The sequence below is a fragment of the Nocardia sp. CC201C genome, assembly GCF_030010695.1.
GTDB classification, from domain to species: domain Bacteria; phylum Actinomycetota; class Actinomycetes; order Mycobacteriales; family Mycobacteriaceae; genus Nocardia; species Nocardia otitidiscaviarum.
Genome location: NZ_JASCXP010000060.1, coordinates 1 through 24,456 on the forward strand (window position 1 = coordinate 1; position 24,456 = coordinate 24,456).

General features: G+C 69.2%; 27 protein-coding genes and 1 pseudogene. 14 read left to right on the forward strand and 14 right to left on the reverse strand.

Annotation, left to right across the window (positions count from 1 at the left end; genetic code table 11):
• A partial coding sequence (locus QK444_RS09290; protein WP_282778981.1) for a class I SAM-dependent methyltransferase occupies window positions 1-706 on the forward strand: 706 nt, incomplete at its 5' end.
• A 211-nt stretch (window positions 707-917) separates the two neighbouring features.
• On the opposite strand, the gene QK444_RS09295 is transcribed toward QK444_RS09290, so the two are convergent.
• Together QK444_RS09295 and QK444_RS09300 are read right to left on the reverse strand one after the other, a co-directional pair.
• Window positions 918-1,913, reverse strand: coding sequence for an oxidoreductase (locus QK444_RS09295; RefSeq protein ID WP_282778983.1), 996 nt, complete (start codon window positions 1,911-1,913; stop codon window positions 918-920).
• Window positions 1,914-1,994: 81 nt separating this feature from the next.
• Window positions 1,995-2,810, reverse strand: a complete 816-nt coding sequence (locus QK444_RS09300; RefSeq protein WP_195121311.1) for an enoyl-CoA hydratase-related protein — start codon at window positions 2,808-2,810, stop codon at window positions 1,995-1,997.
• 160 nt (window positions 2,811-2,970) lie between these two features.
• On the opposite strand from QK444_RS09300, the gene QK444_RS09305 reads away from it, so the two are divergent.
• From QK444_RS09305 to QK444_RS09315, 3 genes are all read left to right on the forward strand, one after another.
• Complete coding sequence (locus QK444_RS09305) at window positions 2,971-3,393, forward strand: hypothetical protein (RefSeq protein WP_282778986.1); 423 nt, start codon at window positions 2,971-2,973, stop codon at window positions 3,391-3,393.
• A 61-nt stretch (window positions 3,394-3,454) separates the two neighbouring features.
• Complete coding sequence (locus QK444_RS09310; protein WP_282778988.1) at window positions 3,455-4,027, forward strand: TetR/AcrR family transcriptional regulator; 573 nt, start codon at window positions 3,455-3,457, stop codon at window positions 4,025-4,027.
• Window positions 4,024-4,467 (forward strand): PaaI family thioesterase, encoded by a 444-nt coding sequence (locus QK444_RS09315; RefSeq protein ID WP_282778990.1) that lies wholly within the window; start codon window positions 4,024-4,026, stop codon window positions 4,465-4,467. The genes QK444_RS09310 and QK444_RS09315 overlap by 4 nt, the downstream gene beginning before the upstream one ends.
• 53 nt (window positions 4,468-4,520) lie before the next feature.
• Here the strand turns inward: QK444_RS09315 and QK444_RS09320 are convergent, their stop codons facing one another.
• The 6 genes from QK444_RS09320 to QK444_RS09345 form a co-directional block, all read right to left on the reverse strand.
• Window positions 4,521-4,934 (reverse strand): VOC family protein, encoded by a 414-nt coding sequence (locus tag QK444_RS09320; RefSeq protein ID WP_282778992.1) that lies wholly within the window; start codon window positions 4,932-4,934, stop codon window positions 4,521-4,523.
• Window positions 4,935-4,976: 42 nt separating this feature from the next.
• Window positions 4,977-5,474 carry a GNAT family N-acetyltransferase gene (locus QK444_RS09325; RefSeq protein ID WP_282778994.1) on the reverse strand — a complete coding sequence of 166 codons (498 nt, stop codon included), beginning with the start codon at window positions 5,472-5,474 and terminating at the stop codon, window positions 4,977-4,979.
• A gap of 81 nt (window positions 5,475-5,555) precedes the next feature.
• Window positions 5,556-5,783 carry a hypothetical protein gene (locus QK444_RS09330; protein WP_282778996.1) on the reverse strand — a complete coding sequence of 76 codons (228 nt, stop codon included), beginning with the start codon at window positions 5,781-5,783 and terminating at the stop codon, window positions 5,556-5,558.
• 144 nt (window positions 5,784-5,927) lie between these two features.
• Window positions 5,928-6,152 (reverse strand): 50S ribosomal protein L28, encoded by a 225-nt coding sequence (gene rpmB, locus QK444_RS09335; RefSeq protein ID WP_282778998.1) that lies wholly within the window; start codon window positions 6,150-6,152, stop codon window positions 5,928-5,930.
• Between the two features lie 211 nt (window positions 6,153-6,363).
• Window positions 6,364-6,969 (reverse strand): response regulator transcription factor, encoded by a 606-nt coding sequence (locus QK444_RS09340; protein WP_282779000.1) that lies wholly within the window; start codon window positions 6,967-6,969, stop codon window positions 6,364-6,366.
• Between the two features lie 99 nt (window positions 6,970-7,068).
• Complete coding sequence (locus tag QK444_RS09345) at window positions 7,069-8,520, reverse strand: MFS transporter (RefSeq protein WP_282779002.1); 1,452 nt, start codon at window positions 8,518-8,520, stop codon at window positions 7,069-7,071.
• A 367-nt stretch (window positions 8,521-8,887) separates the two neighbouring features.
• Between QK444_RS09345 and QK444_RS09350 the strand changes: the two genes are divergently transcribed.
• Window positions 8,888-9,559 (forward strand): TetR family transcriptional regulator, encoded by a 672-nt coding sequence (locus QK444_RS09350; RefSeq protein ID WP_282779004.1) that lies wholly within the window; start codon window positions 8,888-8,890, stop codon window positions 9,557-9,559.
• 74 nt (window positions 9,560-9,633) lie between these two features.
• Here the strand turns inward: QK444_RS09350 and lon are convergent, their stop codons facing one another.
• Window positions 9,634-12,039, reverse strand: a complete 2,406-nt coding sequence (lon, locus tag QK444_RS09355) for an endopeptidase La (RefSeq protein ID WP_282779005.1) — start codon at window positions 12,037-12,039, stop codon at window positions 9,634-9,636.
• 143 nt (window positions 12,040-12,182) lie between these two features.
• Complete coding sequence (locus QK444_RS09360; RefSeq protein WP_282779007.1) at window positions 12,183-12,428, reverse strand: hypothetical protein; 246 nt, start codon at window positions 12,426-12,428, stop codon at window positions 12,183-12,185.
• Between the two features lie 199 nt (window positions 12,429-12,627).
• Here QK444_RS09360 and QK444_RS09365 point away from each other — a divergent pair, with 199 nt between their 5' ends.
• The 3 genes from QK444_RS09365 to QK444_RS09375 are packed head-to-tail and all read left to right on the forward strand — an operon-like array spanning window position 12,628 to window position 15,486.
• Window positions 12,628-12,978 carry a hypothetical protein gene (locus QK444_RS09365; protein WP_143983424.1) on the forward strand — a complete coding sequence of 117 codons (351 nt, stop codon included), beginning with the start codon at window positions 12,628-12,630 and terminating at the stop codon, window positions 12,976-12,978.
• A 2-nt stretch (window positions 12,979-12,980) separates the two neighbouring features.
• A complete protein-coding gene (locus QK444_RS09370; RefSeq protein ID WP_282779010.1) occupies window positions 12,981-14,237 on the forward strand; it encodes a hypothetical protein in 1,257 nt (418 codons plus the stop codon).
• Window positions 14,238-14,265: 28 nt separating this feature from the next.
• Entirely contained in the window at window positions 14,266-15,486 is a 1,221-nt protein-coding gene (locus QK444_RS09375) for a hypothetical protein (RefSeq protein WP_282779012.1), read from the forward strand.
• 11 nt (window positions 15,487-15,497) lie between these two features.
• On the opposite strand, the gene QK444_RS09380 is transcribed toward QK444_RS09375, so the two are convergent.
• Window positions 15,498-16,295: a MerR family transcriptional regulator gene (locus tag QK444_RS09380; RefSeq protein ID WP_282779013.1), complete on the reverse strand. Its 798-nt coding sequence runs from the start codon at window positions 16,293-16,295 to the stop codon at window positions 15,498-15,500.
• Window positions 16,292-16,798, reverse strand: a complete 507-nt coding sequence (locus QK444_RS09385) for a VOC family protein (RefSeq protein ID WP_282779015.1) — start codon at window positions 16,796-16,798, stop codon at window positions 16,292-16,294. Before QK444_RS09385 ends, QK444_RS09380 begins: the two co-directional genes overlap by 4 nt.
• A 145-nt stretch (window positions 16,799-16,943) precedes the next feature.
• Between QK444_RS09385 and QK444_RS09390 the strand changes: the two genes are divergently transcribed.
• Window positions 16,944-17,297 carry a hypothetical protein gene (locus QK444_RS09390; RefSeq protein WP_282779017.1) on the forward strand — a complete coding sequence of 118 codons (354 nt, stop codon included), beginning with the start codon at window positions 16,944-16,946 and terminating at the stop codon, window positions 17,295-17,297.
• Window positions 17,298-17,331: 34 nt separating this feature from the next.
• Here QK444_RS09390 and ddaH read toward each other — a convergent pair whose 3' ends face one another.
• Complete coding sequence (ddaH, locus tag QK444_RS09395) at window positions 17,332-18,189, reverse strand: dimethylargininase (protein WP_282779019.1); 858 nt, start codon at window positions 18,187-18,189, stop codon at window positions 17,332-17,334.
• Between the two features lie 140 nt (window positions 18,190-18,329).
• On the opposite strand from ddaH, the gene QK444_RS09400 reads away from it, so the two are divergent.
• Together QK444_RS09400 and QK444_RS09405 are read left to right on the forward strand one after the other, a co-directional pair.
• Window positions 18,330-18,767 carry an Lrp/AsnC family transcriptional regulator gene (locus QK444_RS09400; protein ID WP_039808019.1) on the forward strand — a complete coding sequence of 146 codons (438 nt, stop codon included), beginning with the start codon at window positions 18,330-18,332 and terminating at the stop codon, window positions 18,765-18,767.
• A gap of 52 nt (window positions 18,768-18,819) precedes the next feature.
• Entirely contained in the window at window positions 18,820-19,827 is a 1,008-nt protein-coding gene (locus QK444_RS09405; protein WP_282779022.1) for a zinc-binding dehydrogenase, read from the forward strand.
• A gap of 10 nt (window positions 19,828-19,837) precedes the next feature.
• Here QK444_RS09405 and QK444_RS09410 read toward each other — a convergent pair whose 3' ends face one another.
• The gene (locus tag QK444_RS09410) at window positions 19,838-20,899 is read right to left on the reverse strand and encodes a metallophosphoesterase (RefSeq protein WP_282779024.1); all 1,062 of its coding nucleotides are present in this window, start codon (window positions 20,897-20,899) and stop codon (window positions 19,838-19,840) included.
• A 101-nt stretch (window positions 20,900-21,000) separates the two neighbouring features.
• On the opposite strand from QK444_RS09410, the gene QK444_RS09415 reads away from it, so the two are divergent.
• From QK444_RS09415 to QK444_RS09425, 3 genes and pseudogenes are all read left to right on the forward strand, one after another.
• Window positions 21,001-22,356, forward strand: a complete 1,356-nt coding sequence (locus tag QK444_RS09415; RefSeq protein ID WP_282779026.1) for a hypothetical protein — start codon at window positions 21,001-21,003, stop codon at window positions 22,354-22,356.
• A 67-nt stretch (window positions 22,357-22,423) separates the two neighbouring features.
• On the forward strand, window positions 22,424-23,215 hold the full coding sequence (locus QK444_RS09420; protein WP_282779028.1) for a TIGR03084 family metal-binding protein: 792 nt from the start codon (window positions 22,424-22,426) through the stop codon (window positions 23,213-23,215).
• Window positions 23,216-23,547: 332 nt separating this feature from the next.
• Window positions 23,548-24,456: pseudogene (locus tag QK444_RS09425) on the forward strand (hypothetical protein); the annotation flags it as partial.

Genomic DNA, 24,456 nt, shown 5'->3' on the forward strand with positions numbered 1-24,456 from the left:
GACCGCCCTCGCGGCCCGCGGCGGCGGGCGCGTCGTGCTGGTGGACGCCGTCCCGGAGTTGCTGACCGCCGCCGAGGAGGCCGTGCATACCGCACTGGGCGGAGGCGTCGCGGCGGAATCGGTGCGCGTGGACAAGGTGCACGCCGACGCGGCCGCCGATGAACTGCTGGACCGCGTACCCGTGGCCGACCTGGTCTGGGCGGCCCGTGCGGTCCACCATCTCCCCGACGAGCAGGCCGGTGTGCACCGACTCGCCCGGCTGGTGCGCGACGGCGGCTACCTGGCGCTGGCCGAGGGCGGATTGGCCACCCGCTATCTGCCCTGGGATCTGGGCCTGGGCGAGCCCGGCCTGCAGGACCGTCTCAATGCCGCACGCGATATCTGGTTCGCGCGGATGCGCGCGGATATGCCCGGATCGGTGCGCATGCCGTACGGGTGGGGCGTCGCGCTGGCGAAGGCCGGTATGGCGGAGGTGACCTCGTTCAGCGTGCTCACCGACCACCCCGCGCCCGCCGCCCGGGGGGGGCGCGAGGCCGCGGTGGAGTGGCTGAGCATGATGAGCGAGCGCATGGACGAGGAACTGTCCGAATCGGATCGGGACGCGCTGCGGGCGCTGCTCGACCCGGCGGCCGACACCTATGTCGGTCGCCGCGACGACATCTTCCTACTCAGCGCCGCCACCGTGCACGTGGGCCGCCACGGCTGAACAGCCGGCGGCCGTCGAATCTCGGCGGGTCACAGTGCGCGACCGCCGGTTCCACGGGAGCGGCGTGCGCTGCTCCGCTACGTACCCCCTCCGGTGATCGTTCCGGCCGGAATGCTCGCGGATCGCCGTGGCGTAGCGGTACGCCGCCCGGACCGTCCGACGGCCGGGCCCGGTGCCGCGAGCAGCCCGCCGACCTCGGTGAGCGCTGTGCTCAGAACTCTCCGGCTACGCCGAGGACGGTGCGCCCGGAGTGGGTGCCGTCCAGGATCGAGCGCAGCACCCGCGGGGCGTCGGTGACCGGCGCGTAGTTCTCCAGCAGCGAAAGATGGCGCGGTTTCAGGTCTTTCGCCAGTCGCGCCCAGAGTTCCCGCCGGGGTTCGATGGGCAGATTCACCGAGTCCACCCCCAGCAGGGACACGCCGCGCAGGATGAAGGGCAGCACCGTGGTGGGCAGGTCCGGACCGCCGGTCAGCCCGGACACCGCCACGGAGCCGCCGTAGTTCACGGTGGAGAGAATGTGGGCGAGTGAGCGGCCGCCCACGCTGTCGACCACACCGGCCCACCGCGACTTGCCCAGCGGACGGATCTTGGCATCGGGATCCTCGGGCAGGCGGCCGATCACCGATGCCGCGCCGAGGGTGCCGAGCAGCTCACCGGCGTCGGTCTTGCCGGTGGAGGCCACCACCTCGAAACCGAGACCGGCCAGGATGTCCACCGCGACACTGCCGACCCCGCCGGTCGCGCCGGTGACCAGCACCGGCCCGGACTCGGGGGTGAGTCCGCGATCCAGCAGGGCCCGCACGCTCAGGGCGGCGGTGAAGCCGGCGGTGCCGAGTGCGGCGGCCTCGCGGGGTGTGAGGCCCTCCAGCGGTACCACCCACTCCGCCGGAACGCGGGCGTACTCGGCGAATCCACCATTGCGTGAAACACCGATCTCGTAGCCGTGGGCCAGCACGGGATCGCCGGGCGCGAAGGCCGGGTCCTCGGACGACACCACCTCACCGGTCAGGTCGATACCCGGAATGATCGGGTATTCGCGCACCACCCCGCCGCGCGGCGTAATGGCCAGACCGTCCTTGTAATTCGCACTGGAGAAGTGCACCTTGATCGTGACCGTGCCCGCGCCCAGGAAGTCGTCGCCGACCTCCTCGCGGGCCAGCACCACGGTGCCGTCGGATTCGCGTGCCACCATCGCCGAGAACGCCATGCAGCCGAGCATAGGCCGTCCGCCGATCACGGGGGCAGCGTCGCGTCGGGTGCGGATGCGGGTGCGCCGAGCGCGAGTCGGTCAGGAGAACTTCGGGGCGCGCTTGCCCAGGAAGGCGGCGATACCCTCCTGACCGTCCGCGGAACCGGCGGCAGCGGAGATGAAATCCGCCTCGGTGTTCATCTGCTCCTCCAGGGTGTGGCCGTGCGTGACCAGGAGCAGCTTCTTGACGTGGGCGTTGGCGGTCCTCGGGCCCGCGGCGAACTGTTCGGCCAGGTCGTCGACGGTGGCGGCGAGGTCGGCGTCGGGGACCACGCGGTGCAGCAGGCCCCACTCCAGCGCCTCGGCGGCCCGCAGGGTGCGGTTGGTGAGCATGAGTTCCTGGGTGCGGCGCAGGCCGATCAGGCGGGGCAGGTAGTAGGAGGAACCACCGTCGGGGCTCAGGCCCGCGCGGGTGTAGGCCATGGTGAAGGCGGCGGATTCGGCCGCGACCACCAGGTCGCCGGCAATGGCCAGGCTGAAACCCGCGCCCGCCGCGGTGCCGTTGACGGCCACCAGGAGCAGGGCGTCCATCCGGGCGAACGAGGACATGGCCTGATGCAGATCCTCGGCGAGGGATTTCACGTACGCGCCGGGGCCCTCCTCGGCGGCGGCCATCCCCTTGAGATCGCCGCCGGCGGAGAAGAAGCGGCCCGCGCCGGTGAGGATCACGACCTTCAGCGTCGGATCGTCGACACACTGTCCGGCCGCGGCGGCCAACTCCCGGCCGAGGGCGGCGTTGATGCCGTTGGCGGCCTCGGGACGATTCAGCGTGATGCGGGCGATATCGCCGGTCCGCTCGAACCGGATCGTCTCGAACTCGGCCGTGATCTCAGGTCGCTCGCTGCGCTCGCTCATGGGTGATCCCTTTCGTCGCTTGCGGACAGCATGGCAAATCCGGCTGCCGGAGGTGCTGCCGAGGCCCCGTTTCGCATTCGGTATCGGGGGCATAACAGTTCGTGTCCGATGGGTTCGGGCCGTCGTATGCTCGAGCGCAGTTTTTCGTGGAGGAGCATCGGTGAGCGGTTCCAATATGCAGCGGCACGCGTCGGCAGTGAAAACCCATCCATTGGAGCTGAGTTCGACCGGAAGTAGGCGAAAAGTCAACGGCGAGTGGGCTGTTCCCATGCAGATCCGCGCGGAGTCCCCGAAAGGCACTGTGACAGTGGATTTCACCCGCGCGTTCTGTCCGCACCGTGAAATCGATATGCGCGTCGACGTCGGCTCCGGGTCGGTGGTGCTGGTGGTGCCGCGCGGATGGCGGGTACACCTCGACGAGGTGCGCACCGACGCCGGACGCGTGGTGAACCGGGTCAAGCGCAAGCCGTTCCCGGGGGCCCGCGTGGTGCGGGTGAGCGGACATGTCGAGTCCGGCGTGGTGAAGGCCCGGTATCCGTACCGGTACCTCGGGACCTGGTTCAAGGGGCGCAGCCCGCACTGACCCGCGGCCGCTTCGGCAGCGGACCATTGCGTCGTCATCCGAACAGAACTAGATTCTGTATGTGCAGATTCGAGATCGGTTGCTGCTCGCGGCCGAGCGGCAGTTCGCGGAACACGGCGCGCTCGACGCCACCCTGAGCGGCATCCGCGCCGACGCCGGAGCCAGCGTCGGCGCGCTCTATCACCATTTCCCGGACAAGGCCGAGCTCTACCGTCAGGTCTGGGCCAATGCCCTGGCCGACTACCAGCGCCACTTCTGGACGGCGGTGGGCGACAGCGCCGACGCCGAATCCGGGATCCGCGCCGGAGTCGCGGCACACCTGCGCTGGGTCACCGACAACCACCACCGTGCACAGGTTCTGACCTCCGCCCGACCCCCCGGCGTGCACGAGAGCGACAGCAACCGCGAATTCCTGCGTGCCGTCCTGCGCTGGTGGCGCACCCATGCCGGCTACGGCACGGTCCGCGAACTCGACTTCGACCTGCTCTACGCACTCTGGCTGGGTCCAGCCCAGCAGTACGCGCGCCTGTGGCTGGGCGGTGAGATCCACACCGCCCCGGTCGATGTGGCCGATCCGCTGGCCGACGCCGCCTGGCAGTCCCTCCGCACATCCCCGACCCGAGGACCCGCGTGACCAAGACCCTCGACCTCGACCTCGCCCGCACGGTGCTGGAGGCCCAGGCTTTCAGCCGGCTCGTCGGCGCCCGGATCACCGCCTTCGGCGACGGTTCCGCCACACTGGAAATCCCTATCCGCCCGGAACTGAGCCAGCAGTTCGGCCTGGTCCACGGCGGCGTCCTCGCCTACGCCGCCGACAACGCCCTCACCTTCGCGGCCGGAACGGTCCTGGGCGCCAACGTCCTCACCGGCGGATTCACCATCACCTATCTGCGCCCCGCCACCGGCGTGCGGCTGCGCGCAGTCGCCGCCGTCACGGGGTCGACCACACGCCAAGCCGTCGGCCACTGCGAGATCTACGCCGATGACGAGAACGGCGAATCGGCGCTGTGCGCGGTCGCGCAGGGGACTACCCGCTCGGTCGAACGCGAACTGAACGGAAGCGGCACCGCCTGAGCTGAGCGCATCCGCGGTCATCGCCGCCCGCGCGTTTGGGCGGGAAGCCCGGCTCAGGTGGTGTAGCCGCCGACCAGATCGCTGTTCTGACGGGATGCGGCGTCATTGACCCCGATGATGTAGCCGTCGGGATCAGCGAAGTAGAACTCACGCGTGCCCGTGTGATCGGTCGAGGGTCCACGCAGGATGTCGGTGACCGCGGCACAGGTGTCGAGCATGGCCTGGAAGTCCTGGACCTCGAGATAGAACATGCCGGTGAACCCGATCGGCTTGCCCGTCAACTCCGGCAACCAGTCCTGCAATTGCGCATTTCGATACAGCATGCCGCAGAACTGGCCGTCGAATACGAGCATGTGGATATCCTCGGGGCCCGTCGCGGTTCGACTGTCCACGGTGAACCCGAGCTTCTCGTAGAACGCCTTGCTCACGGCGGTGTCCTGCACGCCGAGACAGGGGACGAACGGCATGTGTCTGTCCTTTCGTTTCGTGGGCTAGCCGCGGATACGAGCTCAGTCGAGGTGTTTGACCAGGATGTCGTAGTCGCCCGCCAGCCTATGGGGTGTCCAGCCCTGCGTGCGGTAGAGCCGTTGGGCGGGTTGGTTGTCGCGATGCACACCCAGCGCCAGGGACCGCACACCCGCCTGGGCGGCGGTGTCCTGCAATTGGCGCAGCAAGGCGGTCCCCAGACCACGGCCGCGTGTGGCAGCGGTGGTGGCGATCGTGAGTTCGGGGGTGTGGTCGTCGACGAATGCCGGTGAGGCGACCGATCGGTCGAACAGCCGCACCCAGGCCGCACCGACGGGCGTGCCGTGCGCGTCCTGGGCGATGACGCCCAGGTCGGTCGGACCACCCCAGTCGGCGACATACCGGTAGGAGTCCGGGGTGCCGGGTAGCTCATCGAGGGTGAGCAGGTGCCCGGAGGCGTGGGCGGCTTCGATCAGCATGCGTGCCAAGAACGGTTGATCGTCGGATGTGCTCGCACGCAAGGTGAATTGGGAAGTAAGCATGATGACCTCGGTGTCGGGGAGGTTCGGAGAGTGCTGAACGAGTGTCGAGCACCCACCGCACCGCCGCGCTGGGTCCGCGTGTCAGCGGGTGATGGGACGGAGCCGATGCCGCAGCCGTTCGCTGTGCTGCCCGTATCCGGGATCGTTGAGCGGCGCGTCGAGAAAATCGTTGTGCCGCAGTCGCCGTCCCAGCCGGGATTCGAGGCAGCCGATGCACAGGATGCTGTCGGGTCGGGCTCCCGCGTGCTGCCAGAGGGCGTCGTGCACGGTGTACCACTCGTCGGGGCCATCGAGCGGCGCGGTCGGCACCGCGCAGTCATGGCACGGGAACTCCGCTCGCGCGGGACGCGACGATTCCCCGGTACCTCGCCGCCCCTCCACCGTTCGGATACGCCGCACGAGTCGGCGTATCGATTGCCGCAGGGGCCGAATCACTGCCGCCATGGCGGTGCCTCACGCCGTCGCACGCCGTTGCACGCTGCCCTTCTTCAGGCATGAGGTGCACACCTTCATCCGTACGGGGGTGCCGTCTTGCACGGCGCGTACCGACTGGATGTTCGGGTTGAACCGGCGGCTGGTGCGCCCTTTGACATAGCGCTGTTGGGCGCGGCGCCCGGCGCGCGCGACGCGTTTGCCGAAGCTGGGTTTCTTGCCGCACACATCGCAGTGGGCAGACATGGACTCTCCTTTCTCGAACGTGTTCGCCGTCGGTCCGATCGGCGGATCACAAGGGACAGCGTTGGACGCGATCACGGAATGCGCGAGCCGACTTCCGGTCGCTCTTCACCGAAAATCCGCACGCTGACCAGCGCCGGAACATCATGTAAGCCGGTTCTGGCACACGCTGGATCGTGCGAATCGCATTCGATTCGATGCACAATGCACGAGTTCAGATCCAGCCCCGGGTGGTGGCGATCCGGATGGACTCGATGCGGTTGCGGGCACCGATCTTGCGGTTGACGGCGGCGAGCTTGTTGCGAATCGTCCCTGCCGAAAGGTGCAGTGCCGCCCCGATTTCCTCCGGCGTGTGCCCGTACGACGCGAGTCGCAGGATGCCGACCTCGCCCGCACCGAGCGGATTGTCGGGGGTGTGCAGGGCTTCGGCCACAGCGTGCGGCTCCAGCACCCGTTCGCCGTGCGCGACGCGATTCACGGTGTCGGTCAGCGCTTCCAGGGGTGCGCTCCTGCTCAACAGCCCGTCCACCGGGGCCGTGAGTGCGCGGCCGAGCAGGTCGGGCCGGTTCGGTGGCGTCACCAGCACCACCCTGCAGTCCGATGGCGCGGATCGAAGTCGGACCGCGACCGAGATCCCGTCCAGCCCGGGCAGATCGGCGTCCAGCACCGCGACACTCGGAGCGGTGCGCACGGCGCACGGCGCCACCTCGGTACCGGTGGCCACCTGCGCGACCACCTGTATCCCGGGGATCCCGGACAGCACCGCGGCCATCGCTTCGCGGGGCAGCCGCAGGCCGCTCGCGATCAGTACTCGAATCATGGGACTTCCGTTTCCGGCAATGCCGACGTGATCGGAGGAATGGACATCCGAAGGCACCCCCGAGCCGTCCCCACACATCCGGTAGGGGACGGCTCGGGCTCAGCCTCGCGGCTGCCGGCGCGGCAGGAGGAATATCAGCGCCCACATCAGTACGAGTGCGCCGATGACGTACCGGAGCGCTGCGGCGAACGCGTCGGTCACTTCGGTGCCGTGCGCGCCCGCGGGTGCGTGCACGAAGTACGCCACCGAGGTCAGTGCGATGCCCAGTGCGGTGCCGACCTGCATCGCGGTGTTGAACACACCCGACGCCGCACCCATATCCGCCGGATCGACCTGTCCGAGTGCCAATCCGGCCAGGCCCGCGCCGATCATGCCGAAACCGCATCCGAGCGCGAGCATCGGCGCGACCGCAGCGGCGAATGGCACCTCGGTGCCCTGCACGCTGACCAGCAGCTGATAGCCCAGCAGTGTCGCCGCGACCAGCAGCGCGCCGGCCTGGGGGACTCGACGCGCGTGTGCGAGAGCGAGTTTCGAGGCGATCATCGCACCACCCATGCCGCCGATCGCCACGGCCGCGGCGGCCGGTGCGAACCGCGCCGGAGACAGCCCGAGACCGTCCTGCATGAACAGGGTCCAGGTCAGCAGGAACACCCCCGAGACCAGCCCGAAGATCAGCTGGGAGGACACGCCTCCGACGAAGGACCGGCTCCGGAACAGTGTCAGCGCCAGCAGCGGTGATCCGTTCCCAGCGATCTTGGTGCGCTGGTGCGCCACGAACGCCGTCAGCACCGCGACACCACCGATCATCATCGCCACACTCCACGCGGGCCAGTGGTACTGCCCGCCCACGGTGAGTGGATAGACGATCAGCAGCAGTCCGGAGCTGCACAGTAGGATGCCGAGCGGATCCAGACGCCGCGCGTGCGGGTCACTGGACTCCGGGATGAACCGCAGCCCGAGTGCTACCGCGGCCAGCCCGATCGGAATGTTGATCAGGAAGATCGAGCGCCAGCCCAGCTCGAATAGATCCGCGCCGGTGAGCACGCCGCCGAGCACCGGGCCGAGCACCCCACCCAGCGACATGATCAACCCGTACAGGCCGAATGCCTTGGCGCGCGCCGCGCCGTCGAAACTGACATACAGCGTGGCCAGTACCTGCGGCACCATGACCGCCGCGGCCCCGCCCTGTAGCGCTCGCGCCGCGATCAGCATCGCCGGTCCGGTTGCCAGGCCGCACAGCAGTGAGGCCAGGGTGAACGCGCCGGTGCCGAGCAGGAACACGCGCTTGCGGCCGTACAGGTCGCCGAGGCGGCCGCCGGTGATCAGCCCGAGCGCGAACACCAGGGTGTACGCGGCCGGAATCCATTGCACCGCCGCACTTGTCGCGCCGGTCTCGGCCTGGATGGTCGGCAGCGCGGTGTGCACGATCGATCCGTCGAGCGCATTCATCAACTCGGCGACCAGTACCACCACCAGGGTGATGGTGAGAGCCCGTCCCGCGGCGCCGAGGGGGCCGCGAGCACGGGCGGTGTCGAGGGTTTCCGAAGACACGAAAACCTCCTGTTCTGACAGCTGGTAGAGATACGGGTAGGCCGGGGCCCACGCACGCCAACTGCGCACAGGAGGGGTGGGGAGGGTACGACAAAGCCCAGGCCATCGGGGTACAAGCCGTCCACGACCCGACCCGGGCACGCACGCGGCGGCTCACGAGGTCGGTGCCGGAACAACGGCTACTTGGCCTGGGAGATAAGTCATCACCTCGAAACTCGATCGGAGCGGATTACGGATTACCGCTAGGTACATTTGTACCTTTAAAGGAGTCGCCGGCGCAGTCGATATGAGCCGACTCACATTAGGTACCTATGTACCTTGGAGGGTCCGCGAGGAGAATCCGGACGGGCCGAGACGGGAGGTGCCGATGAGCGAGCCGCTCGAGCAGCGCCCAACCCCGCCGCGGCGCCGCCGATTCGACCCGCACCGGCGCGAACGCATCGCCCGCGCCGCGATCGAGGTCATCGGCGAACGCGGCGTGGAGGGGTTGACCCATCGCGCGGTCGCCGCGGCCGCCGACGTCCCGATCGCCGGCACCACCTACCACTACAAGGACAAAGAAGAACTGCTGACCGCGGCGCTCGAACTCTGCGTCGCGGACTACGCCGCGCTCATGGCCGCTATCCCGGCAGCAGACCCGGCCATGACGATCGAAGGGATCATCGATCAGACCGCCGAGGCCCTGATCGGCTGTTTCACCACCGAACGCACTCTCACCACCGTGCAGCTGGAGCTGTACGTCGCCGCGATTCGGCGTCCCGCGTTGCGCCCGATCGCCGACCGGTTCACCGAAGCCACCCGGACCATGTACGCCCACTACACCGACACCGACACCGCGGCGTTGCTCACCGATACCGCACAGGGAATCACCCTGCGCGGCATAGCAACCGACACCCCGCCCACCGCCGAGCAGATCAGCGCCCTGCTGCGCCATTGCTTGTCACATCACCGACCACCGAGAGGTCACCACGACGAGGGCTACGCGGCACCCGCCCGGTCACCGATGAATATCGCAGCACCCCCTGAACAGTACCGATAGCCGAAAAGCATGCGGGCCGTGGCTGTTTCATGTGAAACAGTCACGGCCCGCATGAGATCGCCGGAAGGTTGCCGTCAGGCTGTCCTGGCCAATCGACGGTCCTCCAGCGCCGGTTCGGCAACCGGCTCGATCGCGTAGGCCAGGATCTCCGCCACATCGGCGACCGGCCGGACGTCCAGCGCCTCCAGCACCTCGGCGGGCACCTCGTCCAGATCCGGCTCGTTGCGGGCCGGGATGAAGACGGTCTTCAGGCCCGCGCGCTGGGCCGCCATCAGCTTCTGCTTGACGCCGCCGATGGGCAGCACCCGGCCGTTGAGGGTGACCTCGCCGGTCATGCCGACATCGGCGCGGACCTTGCGGTCCAGGGCCAGCGAGACCAGAGCGGTGACCATGGTGACGCCCGCCGAGGGACCATCCTTCGGCACCGCGCCCGCCGGGAAGTGGATGTGGATATTGCGATCCAGCACCGACGGTTCGATACCGATCTCCTCCAGGTGGGAGCGCACGTAGGTGAGGGCGATCTGCGCCGACTCCTTCATGACGTCACCCAGCTGGCCGGTGAGGGTGAGCGAGCGCTCGCCCTCGGCGGCATTGGCCTCGATGTAGAGCACGTCGCCGCCCAGGCCGGTGACCGCCAACCCGGTCGCCACACCCGGGACCGCGGTGCGTTCCACCGAGTCCGGGGTGAAGCGGGGACGACCCAGGTAGTCCTTCAGGTTGGGCAGGTCGATGGTCAGCGATGCCCGGTCGGCGTCCTCGTAGCCCAGCGATGGGTCGTAACCCAGTCCAGCACTGACGATTTCGTCGAAGCCGTCCTGGGACAGCTTGGTCGCTGCCTTGCGCAACGCCTTCGCGATCAGCCGTTCCAGCTGCCGCACACCGGCTTCCCGGGTGTAGTCGGCCGCGATCTCGCGCAGCGCCGCGGCGGTGATCGAGACCTCCTGTGGGGTCAGGGCATTGCGCTCCAACTGCCGCGGGATGAGGAAGTCACGGGCGATGGCCACCTTGTCGTCCTCGGTGTAGCCGTCGACGGTGATCACCTCCATGCGGTCCAGCAGCGGGCCGGGAATGGTCTCCATGACATTCGCGGTCGCGATGAACAGCACATCGGACAGGTCCAGATCGAGATCCAGGTAGTGGTCGCGGAAGGTGTGGTTCTGCGCCGGGTCCAGCACCTCCAGCAGCGCCGCCGCGGGATCGCCGCGGAAATCGGAGCCGACCTTGTCGATCTCGTCCAGCAGGACGACGGGATTCATCGAACCCGCCTCCTTCATGGCGCGCACGATCCGACCGGGCAGCGCGCCCACGTAGGTGCGGCGATGCCCGCGGATCTCGGCCTCGTCGCGCACCCCGCCCAGGGCGACGCGCACGAACTTGCGGCCCAGCGCCCGCGCCACGGACTCACCCAGCGAGGTCTTGCCCACGCCGGGCGGGCCGGCCAGCACCAGCACCGCGCCGGAACCGCGACCGCCCACGACCTCCAGGCCGCGCGCGGCCCGCCGGGCGCGCACCGCCAGGTACTCGACCATGCGGTCCTTCACCTCGTCCAGGCCGTGGTGATCGGCGTCCAGGACGGCCCGCGCGGCCGCCACATCGGTGCTGTCGGTGGTCTTCTCGTTCCAGGGCAGCTCCAGGACGGTGTCCAGCCAGGTGCGGATCCAGCCCGACTCGGGGCTCTGATCGCTGGCGCGCTCCAGGCGGCCCACCTCGCGCAACGCGGCCTCGCGCACGGAGTCGGGCAGGTCGGCGTTCTCCACCCGGGTGCGGTAGTCGTCCGCGCCGTCGGGCTCGTCCTCACCCAGCTCCTTGCGAATGGCGTTGAGCTGCTGACGCAGCAGGAATTCACGCTGGGTCTTCTCGACCCCCTCGCGCACATCCTCGCTGATCTTCTCGCTGACCTCGGTTTCGGCGATATGCGCCTTGGTCCAGGCGATCAGGCTGGTCAACCGCGTTGCGGTATCCGGTGTTTCGAGCAACTCGCGTTTCTGCTCGTTGCTCAGCCACGACGCCCACCCGGCCGCGTCGGCCAGGGCGGACGGATCGGTCAGCTGGTTGACCGCGTCGATGACCTGCCACGCCTCACGACGTTGCAGCACGGCGACGACCAGCTTCTTGTACTCGTCGGCCAGTTCGGTGGTGCGACCGTCGACGGCGGGCGTCTCGACCTCCTCGGCCTCCACCCACAGCGCCGCCCCCGGCCCGGTCACGCCGTGTCCGATCTTGGCGCGCCGCTCGGCCTTCAACACCGCGGCGGGCGCACCACCACGCATCCGACCGACCTGTTCGATGGTCGCGACCACACCGTAGGTGGCGTACCCCTCCTCCAGCCGAGGCGCGAGCAGCACCTGTTCGACCTTGCCGGCCCGCGCGGCATCGATGGCGGCCTGCGCGGATTCGTCCAGCTCGATCGGCACGACCATGCCGGGCAGCACGATCGGATCGGTCAGGAACAGGACCGGCAGGTTCTGTGCAGTACTCACGTCTTCGACCCCTTCCAAGGTTGAGCGTTACCTACTCAACCCCGCACCCCACGGTCTTGTTCCGACCGACCGGTTCGCCCCTGGCGAACACGGGTGAGCCCTCGCTCGATTCCTTCCTTCAAGAACCGTCGCGTGTACGGGAGCTACAGGTCGCGGGCGGCCAAGGTGTCGTTGAGGGCGAGCGTGGCGTGGATCTGTGCTTGCTTCTGCAGCGCTTGGAGTCGCATCCACAGGACGTCGGTTTGTGTGGTCCCTGGCTGCGCGGCGCGGGCGAAGGCGGACATCGGTTTGCCCTCCGCACGGGACTGCGTCTGCTCCAGCAGTTCCTGGAGTGCTTGGTTCGCCTTTGCCGCCAGCGCGTCGGCGCGATCCGCGTGTGACCCGCTCATACCTGTCGATGCTACGTCGACCGCTCGACAACCAGCTAGCTTCCGCTGACAGCACTCGCACGCATCACCCAGCGGGGTGCGACCGGTGCGGCCGATAGTTCTCCGGGTGCGTCGGTTGTCCGTTCGCCCAGCCGAAACCGGACGATTCGTGGCAGCATGGCTTGGCATCCACGTCCTCCACCGTTCGGGGAGATCGACTATGAGCAACAGTCCCAATACTTCCGGTGAAGTGGTGTTCGATTACACCGCTTCGGCCGCTTATACCGCTGCCGCCGCCCAGGCTGCCGAGCTGCTGTCCGCGGCGTCTGGTGGGGCCGCGCGGGCTGCCGCGTTCGACCTGTCCGGGTTGGGTGCGCTCGGTGAGGATTTCGCTGTGGCGTGGGCGGCGGCCTGGGGGAATCTGGGGAAGACCGTGGGGACGGCGGCGGTGCTCACCGATGCCTATGGGCAGGCCGTCAAGGCTTGGGGGGAGGTCATGGCGGCCACGGACGCGCACAATGCCGGAGCGATCGGGGCCGCGGTGGCCGATACGACGGTGCGAGAGGTGTAGTCGTGGTCAGGAGCGACGCGGATACCACCACGGTGGTCACCGAGCCCACCATCGTCTCCACGCTGGTCGGACCGCTGCTGCGACTACGGGCGGCGCTCGGTGACGGGGCGCGGCCGGACGCGGCCACCCTGGCGGCGCTCGGGGCCGTGCCCGCCGCCATTCGGGATTCCGACGAACCGCATCGGGTGGGGGCCACCGGACTGGAATCGGCGCGGACGGCGGTGGCGGCGGTGCCCGCCATCACCCGCACGCGCGACGAGGTGGCGGCGCTGGTGGACACCTCGACGGGGCTGGGGGCGACCCTGGCCGCCGCCTACGCCACCCGCGACACCGCCGCGGCCGAACTCGATCAGCTCATCGCCGACTTCCGGGCCAAGGCAACGGTGTTGGCGAACAACGCACGCTCGCAGGCCGACGCCGACCAGATCGTGGAACTCGCCACCGACTACATCCGGGACGGGGTGCGGGTGGTGCAGACCGCCAACGGTGAGATGGACGCCCACACCGCCACCGTCAACACCCTCGGACTGGGCGAGAACGCGCCCCGGGTCACCGTGCCCACCGGCTTCCACCCCGGCGCGCCCACCTGGAACGGGATCGGCGGCACCGGCGGCGGTTACTCCGGCGGCGGCTACTACAGCACTCCGACGCTTACCTACCGCCCCGACACCGCGACGACCACCGATCCCGTACTGGCCGCGCAGCACGCGCTGCAACTGGCACTGATCAACGGCGGAGTCAGCCTGGGCTCGAGCCTCATCGACGCGGGCGTCTCGGTCGGCACCCACCTGATCGACACCGTGGCCGGCGTGATCACCCACGCCATGGACAAGGGCGTGGAAGTGGCGACCACCGGCATCGACGCCCTCGCCACGGTCGGCACCACCGCCGTCACCCAGGCCGTCAACCCCGCCACCGCCAACCAGAACAACAACGGCACCGGCAGCACGCCCGGCGGCGAACTGTTCCCCGGCCTGGCACCCGCGGAGCCCGAGATACCCGACGACACACCGGATCTGAGCTTCAATCTCGGCGACGAACCGGCGGAACTCGCCCCGTACCCGACCGCGCCGGATACCGGAAACAGTGCGCCGCAGCAGGATTCGGCCCCCTCGGCGGGTTTGCCGGAGGAAGACGCCGGTCCCGGGCCCGGCGGGGTGCTGCCGCCCCCGATCGTCGCCCAACCCGCCCCCCAGGAGGAACGCCCACCCCGGCGCGACGGCCAGCTCGGCGTGACACCGGCGGCCCGCACCAGCTGAACCGCCCGCGGACCCCAGGGGGAATCACGTGACCAAGGATCAGACCCCGAACCCATTCGTCCTGGGCGGTGGGACGGGCCTGCCCGCCTACGCCGGAATGCCCGACCTGCCACCGGCTCCCGCACCCGAATCGGAGCCCGCGAAATCGGAGGAACCGGAACCGGATTACGGCGGCCCCGCCGCCAGCGTCACCGACAACGGGGACACCTGGGGACAACCCGCCAACGCCCACTACGCGGACCACGACCACGAGGACGGCCCCGCCGCGAGCGTGACCGACCGGGGTGAGAGCTGGAACGTGCCCACCGGCCGCGGACGGCACGCCCTACCCGACCCCGAGGACGAGGAATTCGTGTACGGCGCACCGAACCGCGCCGTCGATCCCGTGCTCGGGGCCGACACCACCGGCGTGGACCCGCCCGCGCCGATCCCGGCCAAAGTCGCCGCCCACACCGGCAATTGGGATGAATGGCTCGCCGGTCCCGCCCGGGGCCGCAGCGCGGAACACCTACCGCGGGACACCAACGCGCGCGCCGACGACGAGCAGGACACCCCCGACGACGACACCGGCTACTCCGGTTACAGCACCACCGCGCGCCGCAGCGTCGTCGACCGGACCGGCCGCATCAAACCGGTACTCGGCCGCCTGACCCCCCGCCGCGACCACGACGACTACGAGGGCACCCGGACGCGCGGCACCCTGGTGGCCGTCGCCACGGTGGGTGCCGCCGCCCTGCTGATCGGCGTCATCGTGGCGGTCAACGTGAACCTCGGCGACACCGCCGACACCGCGGCCGTCACCAGCACGGTCACGCTGGTGCCCGCCACCACCGACAGCGTCACGCCCGTACCGGAGAACTATCCGCACGCCACCGCCAACTGCTTCGCCACCCGCACCGAGACCACCGTCATCGGTGCGGGACCCGGCGACCCCGCCACCGCGCCCGGCGCGATCCTGGCCTTCGAATGGGCGTACTACGTGGACCGCAATGCCGCCCGCGCCCGCGAACACGTGGCCGCCGACGCCACCGTGCCCGACGCCGCCACCATCCAGGCCGGAATCGACGAGGTGCCCGACGGCACCCGCTACTGCGTATTCCTCACCCGCGCCGACGCCGATGGCAACACCTGGCAGGTCGAACTGCACGAGCAGTACCCCACCGATCCCAGCCCGCAGAAGTTCGCGCAGATCGTCACCACCCGCACCGACGGGGAGCGGGCGCTGATCACCGCCATCTCGAAGCGCTGACCGGACGAATCTCACTCCCAGACGGCGGTTTCCGGGTCGATGCCGTGCGCACGGGCATTGCTCTCGATGAGGGCGCGCAGCCAGACGGCCAGACCGGGCGCCATGGCGTCGTAGTAGGCGGCGAAGCCCGGATCCTCGGTGTAGCCGCGCGCCAGCAGCACGTGCATGGAGTGGGTGCAGTGGAAGTACGCGCACAGGGAATCGCGATGGCGTTCGGCCAGCTCGGCGGCCGCGGCGCTGCCGGGGGTGACGCCCGCGCGGAACGCTTCGGCCAACTCGGCGTGCAGTGCTTCCACGGAAGCGACTACGTTTCGCCACTGCTCGGGCGAGCGTTGCGCCGCCTGTTCGGCGTACTGCGCCCACTGCGGCGTATCGCCCCAGCGTTCCCGCGCCTCGCCGACCCAGGCCGGTTTCCAGTCGCCGCCGAATATCGCCACCTGCTCTTCGGGGGAGAGCAGCAACCCGGACTCGCGGGCTTCGATCAGCCGGTCCAGGGCGGTGCTCATACGCTGTAGTTCGGCGATGCGCTCACGCAGATGATCCCGTTGGCGCAGGAGCGATTCCAGGGCGTCGTCGGCGTCGGCCTCCAGCAGCGCCGCGATCTCGGTGAGGGGGACGCCGAGCTCCCGATAGACCAGCACGCGGTGCAGGCGGGCCAGATCGGCGGGCGTGTAGAGGCGATAGCCGGAACCGCTGCGATCGGAGGGGCGGACCAGGCCGATGGAATCCCAGTGGTGCAGGGTCCGGACGGTGACGCCGACCAGAGTGGCGACGGCACCGACCGTGAGAGCCCGCGGTGGTTCGGTCACTCGGATGGCCCTTCGATTCCGACGGAGCGCAGATATTCGGCGGAGGCGCTGTCCGGATCGTACGGGCGCGCGGCGGTCATGATGACACGGGCGCGCTCGGGGGTGACGATCTCGAGTTCGACCGAGTTCCAGGGCATGACGCGCGGCCCCGTGGTGCAGCCGGGCAGCAGCCGCTCACACGCCTGGGCGATCCCATCGAGCTGGCCGAGCACACAGGAGAAGGTGACGCTCTGCACCGGTGTCGCGGCCGGCTGTTCGCCCGGAACCAGCAGCACGTCCTGGAACATCCAGCGACGCAGGTGGGTGACCTGCCCGGGCACGGTGAACAGGTCGAAGAAGCCGAGGCCACGCTCCCAGAAATCCACCGACGCGGACAGGTCCGAGGTCGGCAGGGTGACGAACATGGGCATGCCGTAGATACCGCGGAACAGTTCCGGCGGCTGGGCGTCCGGACCGGGCACGGGCACGGGGCTGACGTCGAAGGCGGGGTAGGTGTCTGTCATGACCACAGCGTCGGGCCTGACGTCGCGTGAGGGTCAAATCACGTCGTTTCCTGAGAGAAACCGCAGGAAACGCACAGGCTATGTCCAGACGCGCCGGGCACCCTGGGCAGTGATGGAACGTGCCGATGTGAGCTAGGGGTGCCGAATGGTCGAGCTGGAGATCGAGGGAACCACCGCGACGGTGCATGTGACCGGTACCCACCGGGTACTCGCCCTGCGCGAACACGTGCGCTTCGATCTGGCCCACGTCACCGGGATCGGACCCGCGCCGGTGGATATGCGGCCGCCGTGGCTGCGCGCGCCCGGCACCTTCTTTCCGGGTGTGATCGCCGCGGGAATCTTCCGGGGCAAGGGCCGCAAGGAATTCTGGGACACCCGCTTCGACGGCCGCGCCGTGCTCGTCGAACTGGCGGGCACCGACTTCACCCGCCTGGTCGTGGACGTGGAGGATCCGGAGGCGGCCCTGCGCACGCTGACCCGCGCCGCCCGGGCCGCCTGAGGCTCGCCGGTCCGCCGGTCCCGATCAGATCAGATCAGGCCGGTGCGGCCCGGTGCAGCTCCAAGGTGCAGCATTTGACGCTGCCCCCGGCCTTGAGCAGCTCCGACAGGTCGATGCCGACCGGGTGGTAGCCGCGCTCGCGCAGCTGATCCGGCAGCGTCGTGGCGCGATCGGTCAGGAATACGTGGTAGCCGTCGCAGACTCCGTTGAGCCCCAGCACATTCGCGTCGGCCGCGGTGGCGATCAGGGCGTCGGGGAACATGGCGTGCAGCAGGCGCGCACTGTCCGACGAGAAGGCCGGGGGATGGAACGCGATGGTGTCACCGAGTGGCATGAGCGCCGTATCCAGGTGGTAGAAGCGGGGATCCACCAACTCCAGCGAAATCACCGGACGACCGAAGAACCGCTCGGCCTCCCGATGCGCGGCCGGTGCCGTGCGGAAACCCGTGCCCGCCAGGATGCGCCCGCCGACGACCGCGAAATCGCCTTCGCCCTCGTTGATTTCGGTCGCGGCGCGCACCCGGGTCAGGCCGCGGGCGCTGAACCAGCGGTGATAGGCCGGGCCCTCGGGCACCCGTTCGGCATTGGCGAAGCGGGCCGAGAGCGCCGCGCCGCCGACCACCAGGCCGCCATTGGCGGCGAAGACCATATCGGGCAGCCCCGGTTCCGCGGCGATGACATCCACCCGATGGCCGCACCGCTCGTAGGCGGCGCGCAGGGCGTCCCACTGGGCCAGGGCCAGCGCCCGGTCCACGGGCGCGGAGACGTCCATCCACGGGTTGATGGCGTAGGTGACGTCGAAATGCTCGGGGCGGCACATCAGGTAGTGCCGGGAGATCGGGCGACGCGCGCCGGGGGGTTCGGGGGCGCGCAGCGTGGCTATCGAGGTCATCGACACTCCGTCCGAATCGGTGACACAGCAGTGATCACGACGGTATTGCGCGTATCGTTGCGTGGAAAACACTGATCTGTTGCGCAGATTCGGACAAGAACAGCGGATCATTGCGCACCGACGAAACGGACGGTGCCCCCGTGGACGAGATCGACCGCCGCATCCTCGCCCATCTGCTGCGGCACGCCCGCGCGTCCTTCCAGGAGATCGGCGCGACCGTCGGCCTCTCGGCCCCCGCGGTGAAGCGGCGGGTGGACAAGCTGGTGGCGGGCGGCCAGATCACCGGATTCACCGCCCTGGTCAACCCGTCGGCACTGGGTTGGCGCACCGAGGCGTACGTCGAGGTCTACTACCGCGACAACATCACCCCGGCCGAACTCAAACGCAGTCTCGAACCCATCCCGCAGGTGGTGGGCGTGTGGACCATCGCGGGCGAGGCCGACGCGCTGGTGCACGTCATGGCGACCGATATGGCCGAGATCGAGCGGACCGTCGAACGCATCCGGGAGAACACCCGCGTCGGACGCACCCGCAGCAGCATCGTCATGTCCCGCATCCTGGAACGACCGCGCACCTGACCGCGGCGCGCATACGCTGGGCCCGGCGGGGGACGACCGTCGGAAGGAGCCGATGACCATGCTGGCCGCGCGACTACACCTGGGACCGCAGCGACGACTGGAACTCGACGAGGTGCCGGTTCCGGAGCCGGGCCCCGATCACGTGCTGATCAAGGTGGCGGCCGCGGGCGTATGCCTGTCCGACGTGCATCTCATCGACGGCACGCTGACCCCGCTGTTCCTGCAGAGCGATGTGGTGACCCTCGGGCACGAGGTCGCGGGCACCGTGCACGCGCTCGGCCCCGGCGTCACCACCGCCCGGGTCGGTGACCGAGTGGTGTTGCAGGCCGGGGAACTTCGCGACGGAGCCACCTTCACGCGGGGCGTGGACTACGACGGCGGCTGGGCCGAGTACACCCTCGCCCGTATCGACACGCTGGTGCCGATCCCGGACGATCTGCCGTTCGAGCAGGCCTGCTTCATCCCCGATGCGGTCTCCACGCCGTGGGCCGCCATCACCGCCACCGCCGAGGTGAAACCGGCCGAGCCGGTGGGTGTCTGGGGCGTGGGCGGGCTGGGCGTGCACGGGGTGCAGCTGCTGCGCATGATCGGTGCCGCGCCCATCATCGCCGTCGATCCGCTGCCCGCCGCACGCGAGCGCGCGCTCGAACTCGGCGCGGACCTGGCACTGGATCCCGCCGATCCGGAACTGCGGCAGCGGATCTGGACGGCGAGTGGAACCGGGCTGGCGGCGGCCTTCGACTTCGCCGGTGTCGCCGCCGTCCGCGAGCAGGCCGTCACCTGCCTCGCGCCGCAGGGACGGCTGGTGCTGGTGGGTCTCACCGACAAACCGATCACCATCAAGGGCGGCACCGCGTTCAGCTTCTTCCAGCAGCAGTTGCGCGGGCACTACGGTTCCCGCCCGGAGCATGTGACCGAGCTGGTGCGGTTGCGGCGACTGCACCGGATCGACTTCGCGCGCTCGGTCAGCGCGGTGCTGCCGCTCGCGGACGCACCGAAGGCCGTGCACGCGCTGGAGGCCAAGGAGGGCAATCCGATTCGGCTCGTCCTGAAGCCGTGATCGGGCCGGGCTAGGACAGGCGGCGCTGGAAGGCGGTGGTGCCCGCACCCGTGGCGAGGTCCACCGTCACCACGCTCAGGTCGGCGGCGGCGCGGTTCAGGTCCAGCACCATGAAGCCCAGGTCGTCGTAGTTCTCGTAGAGCGCGGGCGTCGGCTGCTGTCCACGCGCGCGGTCGCCGTGCACGGATTTGGCGGCCGCGCCGGAGATGAGCTGGCGGGTGCCCTTCGAGGCCGTGGTCGGGTCGAGGACCTGGAGCGAATGATCGTGGCCGGACAGGATGAACTGGCAGCGGCCCAGCACATGGTTCTCGAAGAAACGCTGGACGTGGATTCCGTTGATGGGCTCGATATTCAGGCCCTCGTAGTTCCCGGCGTTCCCGTGCGGGCCGTTGTTCAGGTACGGGTGGTGGGTACAGGCGATCTTCCACGTGGCCGGTGAGGCGGCGAGGGCGCTGTCCAGCCACGCGGCCTGTTCGGTCATGAACTGGCCGTCGGCCGCCCAGTAGGGCGCGAACAGGGGCGGCAGGTAGGCCGCGATGGGATTCAGGTCCAGCACGAAGAATTCGACGACCGGATTCTCTTCGGGGACGCGCACCGAGTAGTAGCGGGCGGGCATGTACCAGCGGGCCGATCGCGCGTGATAGGCCACCTCGTGGTCGCCGCGCAGCAGCCAGCCGCCGTCACCCGGCAGAATCGAACTGTTGTCGTGATTGCCCTGCACCATGAGCCACGGGAAGTCGAGCCCGTGGTTGGGGTCCTCGAATTTGGCGGCGAACTGGGCGTCCTCGTCCGACCAGGGGCCGTTCTCGTACACATTGTCGCCGAGCGCCAGGGCCAGCGAGAACGGAGTGCGGGCGTGCAGGGCGCGAGCGGCGTCGGCGACCTGCCACTGCGGGCGGGCACCCGTGCCCGCGTCGCCGGTGACCAGAACGCGCAGCGAATCGCCGGTGGGGAAGGCAGCCTTGGTCACCACGGGAACCGGTGCGGCCTGCGCGGTCGCGGTTCCGGCCAATGTGGCGATTCCTGCGGCTGCGGTAGCTCCGGCCAGGAAACCGCGGCGGTGCAAATTCATCCTGTTCACCCCTACCTCTCATAGCTTTGACACCGCCCCAGCCCGGTGAGAGTGTTATGCGCACTATTTCTCACCCACCGGCACCGTAGGGGGACGCTGCGATGACCATACTGGCCTCGGGGCTCTTCATCGATTGGGAGCACCTCACCGGCCAGTCCAAACTCGTGGTCGACCTGGTGAGTTTCCCGCTGTTCAGCGCCGTGGCCGGCTGGCTCACCAACTGGACCGGCGTGCTCATGCTCTTCTGGCCGGTCTACTTCCGCGGCTTCCGGGTGCCGGGCCTGGATGTGCTGTATCCCTACTTCCCGCGCCGGGTGCAGGTGCTGCCCACCTTCTCCGGTGACGGCAGACAGCTCGGCTTCCAGGGCTTCATCCCCGCCCGCGCCGAGAAGATGGCCAGTATCTGCGTGGACAAGGCGCTCATGCGGATCGGCAGTCCGCGCGACTTCATCCACGAACTCGATCTGGACGGCATCGCCGACTACATCGCCGAGATCGCCCGCAAACAGGTGCAGCCCATCGTGGACGAGATCATGATGCGGGAGAACCCGGATCTGTGGGCCACCGTGCCGCGCGCGGTGAAGCAGATCATCTATCAGCGGGTGGAACGCGAGCTGCCGCTGTTGTCCCGGCGGGCCTTCGATCACCTCGGTGACAATGTCGAACAGCTCATCGACATCAAGGATTTCGTCATCCGCTACCTGCGGGACAATCCGACCATCCTCAAGGATCTGACCACCACCATCGCCGCGCCGGAACTGCGCTTCATGGTGCGGATCGGCCTGCTCGGCGCGCCCTTCGGCCTGCTGCTGGCGCTATACCTGCATGTGCACCACGACATTCCGGTCGTCGGCTGGATTCCCAGCTGGCTCGTGGTGCTGCTCGCCACGGCGGCCATCGGCGTGATCGTGAATGTGATCGCGGTGAAGATGGTGTTCGAACCCGGCGATCCGCAGCCGCGCTACAAATACCTGTGGAAACAGGCGCTGCTGGCCAAGCGGCAGCCCGAGGCGGCGCAGGATCTGGCCAAGATCCTGGCCTACCAGGTGCTGACCCTGCCGAATCTGGCGAAGGAGCTGCTGGACGGGCCCAATGGGGACAAGACCCGGCGGCTGCTGGAGCGGCTCATCTCCGATTCCATCCATCGACAGCTGGGACCCACCCGGTCGGTGGTGCGGGCGGCCTTCGGGCGGCGGCAGTTCGACAATCTGAAGGTCGGGGCGGTCGGCGCGGCGGTGGGGCTGGCCCCGAGCCTGGTCGAGGACGAAGCCTTCGCGGCCGAACAGGCCGAGAAGATCGACGAGTTCGCGGCCCGCAAACTCCAGCAGCTCACTCCCGGCGAGTTCATGGAGATGTTCTACGCCTCGGTGGAGCAGGACGCCTGGCTGCTGTACCTGCACGGCGCGGTGCTCGGCTTGGGCGTCGGCGCGATGCACCTGATTCTGTTCGGCTGGTAGGGGTCGGCCGCACAAATACAAGCACGCTTGCTTGCATTCTTCTCGGCGCACTGCGATGCTGACCGGCATGGCCGACGTGGAGGCGCTGCTCGAGGATTTCGCCGCCGAGTGCGCGGAGCTGGATGCGCTGGTGGCGGATCTCGATCCCGCCGAGTGGGGGCGGGACACGCCCGCGCCCGGGTGGAGTATCGCGCATCAGATCGGGCATCTGACCTGGACAGACGAGGTGGCGGCAGTCGCCGCCACCGACCCCGAGCGGTTCGTGAAGCTGGTCGAGGAGGCCGGACCCCGCGCGCTGACCTTCGTGGACGAGGCGGCGGCGGAGAAGGCCCGCACACCGGCGCCGGAACTGCTGGCCGAATGGCGTTCGCGCCGAACGGCACTGATCGACGCGCTGCGACAGGTGCCCGCGGGAACGAAGCTGCCCTGGTTCGGGCCGCCCATGAGTCCGGCGTCCATGGTCACCGCGCGCCTCATGGAGACCTGGGCGCACGGGCAGGACGTGGCCGATGCGCTCGGCGTGGTGCGCACCCCCACCGCCCGGCTGCGGCACATCGCCCATCTCGGCGTGCGCACCCGGAATTACGCGTACCTGGTGCACGGCCGCACCGCACCCGCCGAGGAGTTCCGGGTGGAGCTGACCGCACCCGACGGCAGCCGGTGGACCTGGGGTCCGGCGGACGCGGCGCAGCGCATCAACGGTTCGGCTCTGGATTTCTGCCAGCTGGTGACCCAGCGCCGCCACCTCGACGATCTGGATCTCGCGGTGGTCGGTGACGACGCGGCCGAATGGGTGAGTCTCGCACAGGCTTTCGCCGGTCCCCCCGGAGTCGGTCGTGCGGCGGGCCAGTTCGCCTGACCCGCCGTACGTTTCGACCTCCGACCTCGGCGTAGACGAGAGCGGGCGAGCGTCACTGTAGATGCGCCGTGCCTGGTGCCGACCGGACGCCGTTGGCCGGAGGTCTTCGTGGCAGTCGAGATGACGCTCGCCAGCTACCCGAATATTTACCCCGCCGTCAGACGGCGGAAACGCACTAATGCGTTCAGTTGCCGAGCTGTGATCCTGCTCTCACGAGGGACATGTGTAACCCGACGGCACCGTAACCTGGACGGGCGTACGACTTTCAACGGTGCGGGTCGTACGCCGCAGGGGAGCAGGGGGACGAGGGGAAATGGAAAGGACCGCACCAGATGTCGCACGATCCGGCGACGCGGGGCGCGGCTACCAGTAACACTCGGCGCGCCGCACAGATCCTCCGCCACACCGCCGTCGTCGGCGCGGGCATGGCCAGCATCGGCCTCACCGTCGCCGCGGGCACCTATATCGCCAATGAGCTACCCGGGGCACAGCGTCCCGACCCTGTCATCGCCGCACCACCCGCACCGCCGCATCCTCGCGGGGGCACCGGGACCGTCCCGGGGCTGCCGGAACGCCCGGTGGTCACACCCATTGCCGAAAAGATCGAGCTCGCTTCGCTTTTCGGTCCGCTGACCGACTCGCCGACCCAGTCGGCGGTGGCGGCCGCGCGCCCCAGCATCCTGACCTCCGGCCAGCAACCTGCGGATGCGCCCGGCCTGGCCGGACGCATTCGCGTGGGCGACACCTTCGTGGGGGCGCAGGTCGTCCCAAACCCACGCAATTCGGTCGCCATCACGGTGGACACCAATGTCTTCGGCACCGTCGCCGATCTGGTGCTGCCCGCCACCCGCGGCGATGGGATCGACCTCGGACCGGCCGGCACCACCCGACTGCACACCGAGCTCGACACCAGGAGCGGTGAGCTCACCCTCACGCTCTCCGACACCGAACTCGGCGAGGTCGGCGTGCGGCTGACCCGCTATCCGGCACCCGCCGCGGCGACCGCGCCGGAACCGGCCGCGATAACCCCGGACACGGCGAACGCATCGGCATCGGACGAGCCGGACACCGTGCTCGGCGCTGGGCCCGAGCCGGACACCACGCTCGGCGGTGCGCCCCAGCCGGACACCGCGCTCGGCGGTGCGCCCCAGCCGGACACCGCGCTCGGGCGCACCGGCGCACCCCAGCAACCCGTCACGGCCGACGCTCCCGCTCCGCAACCGGTCGCGCCCCTGGAAACC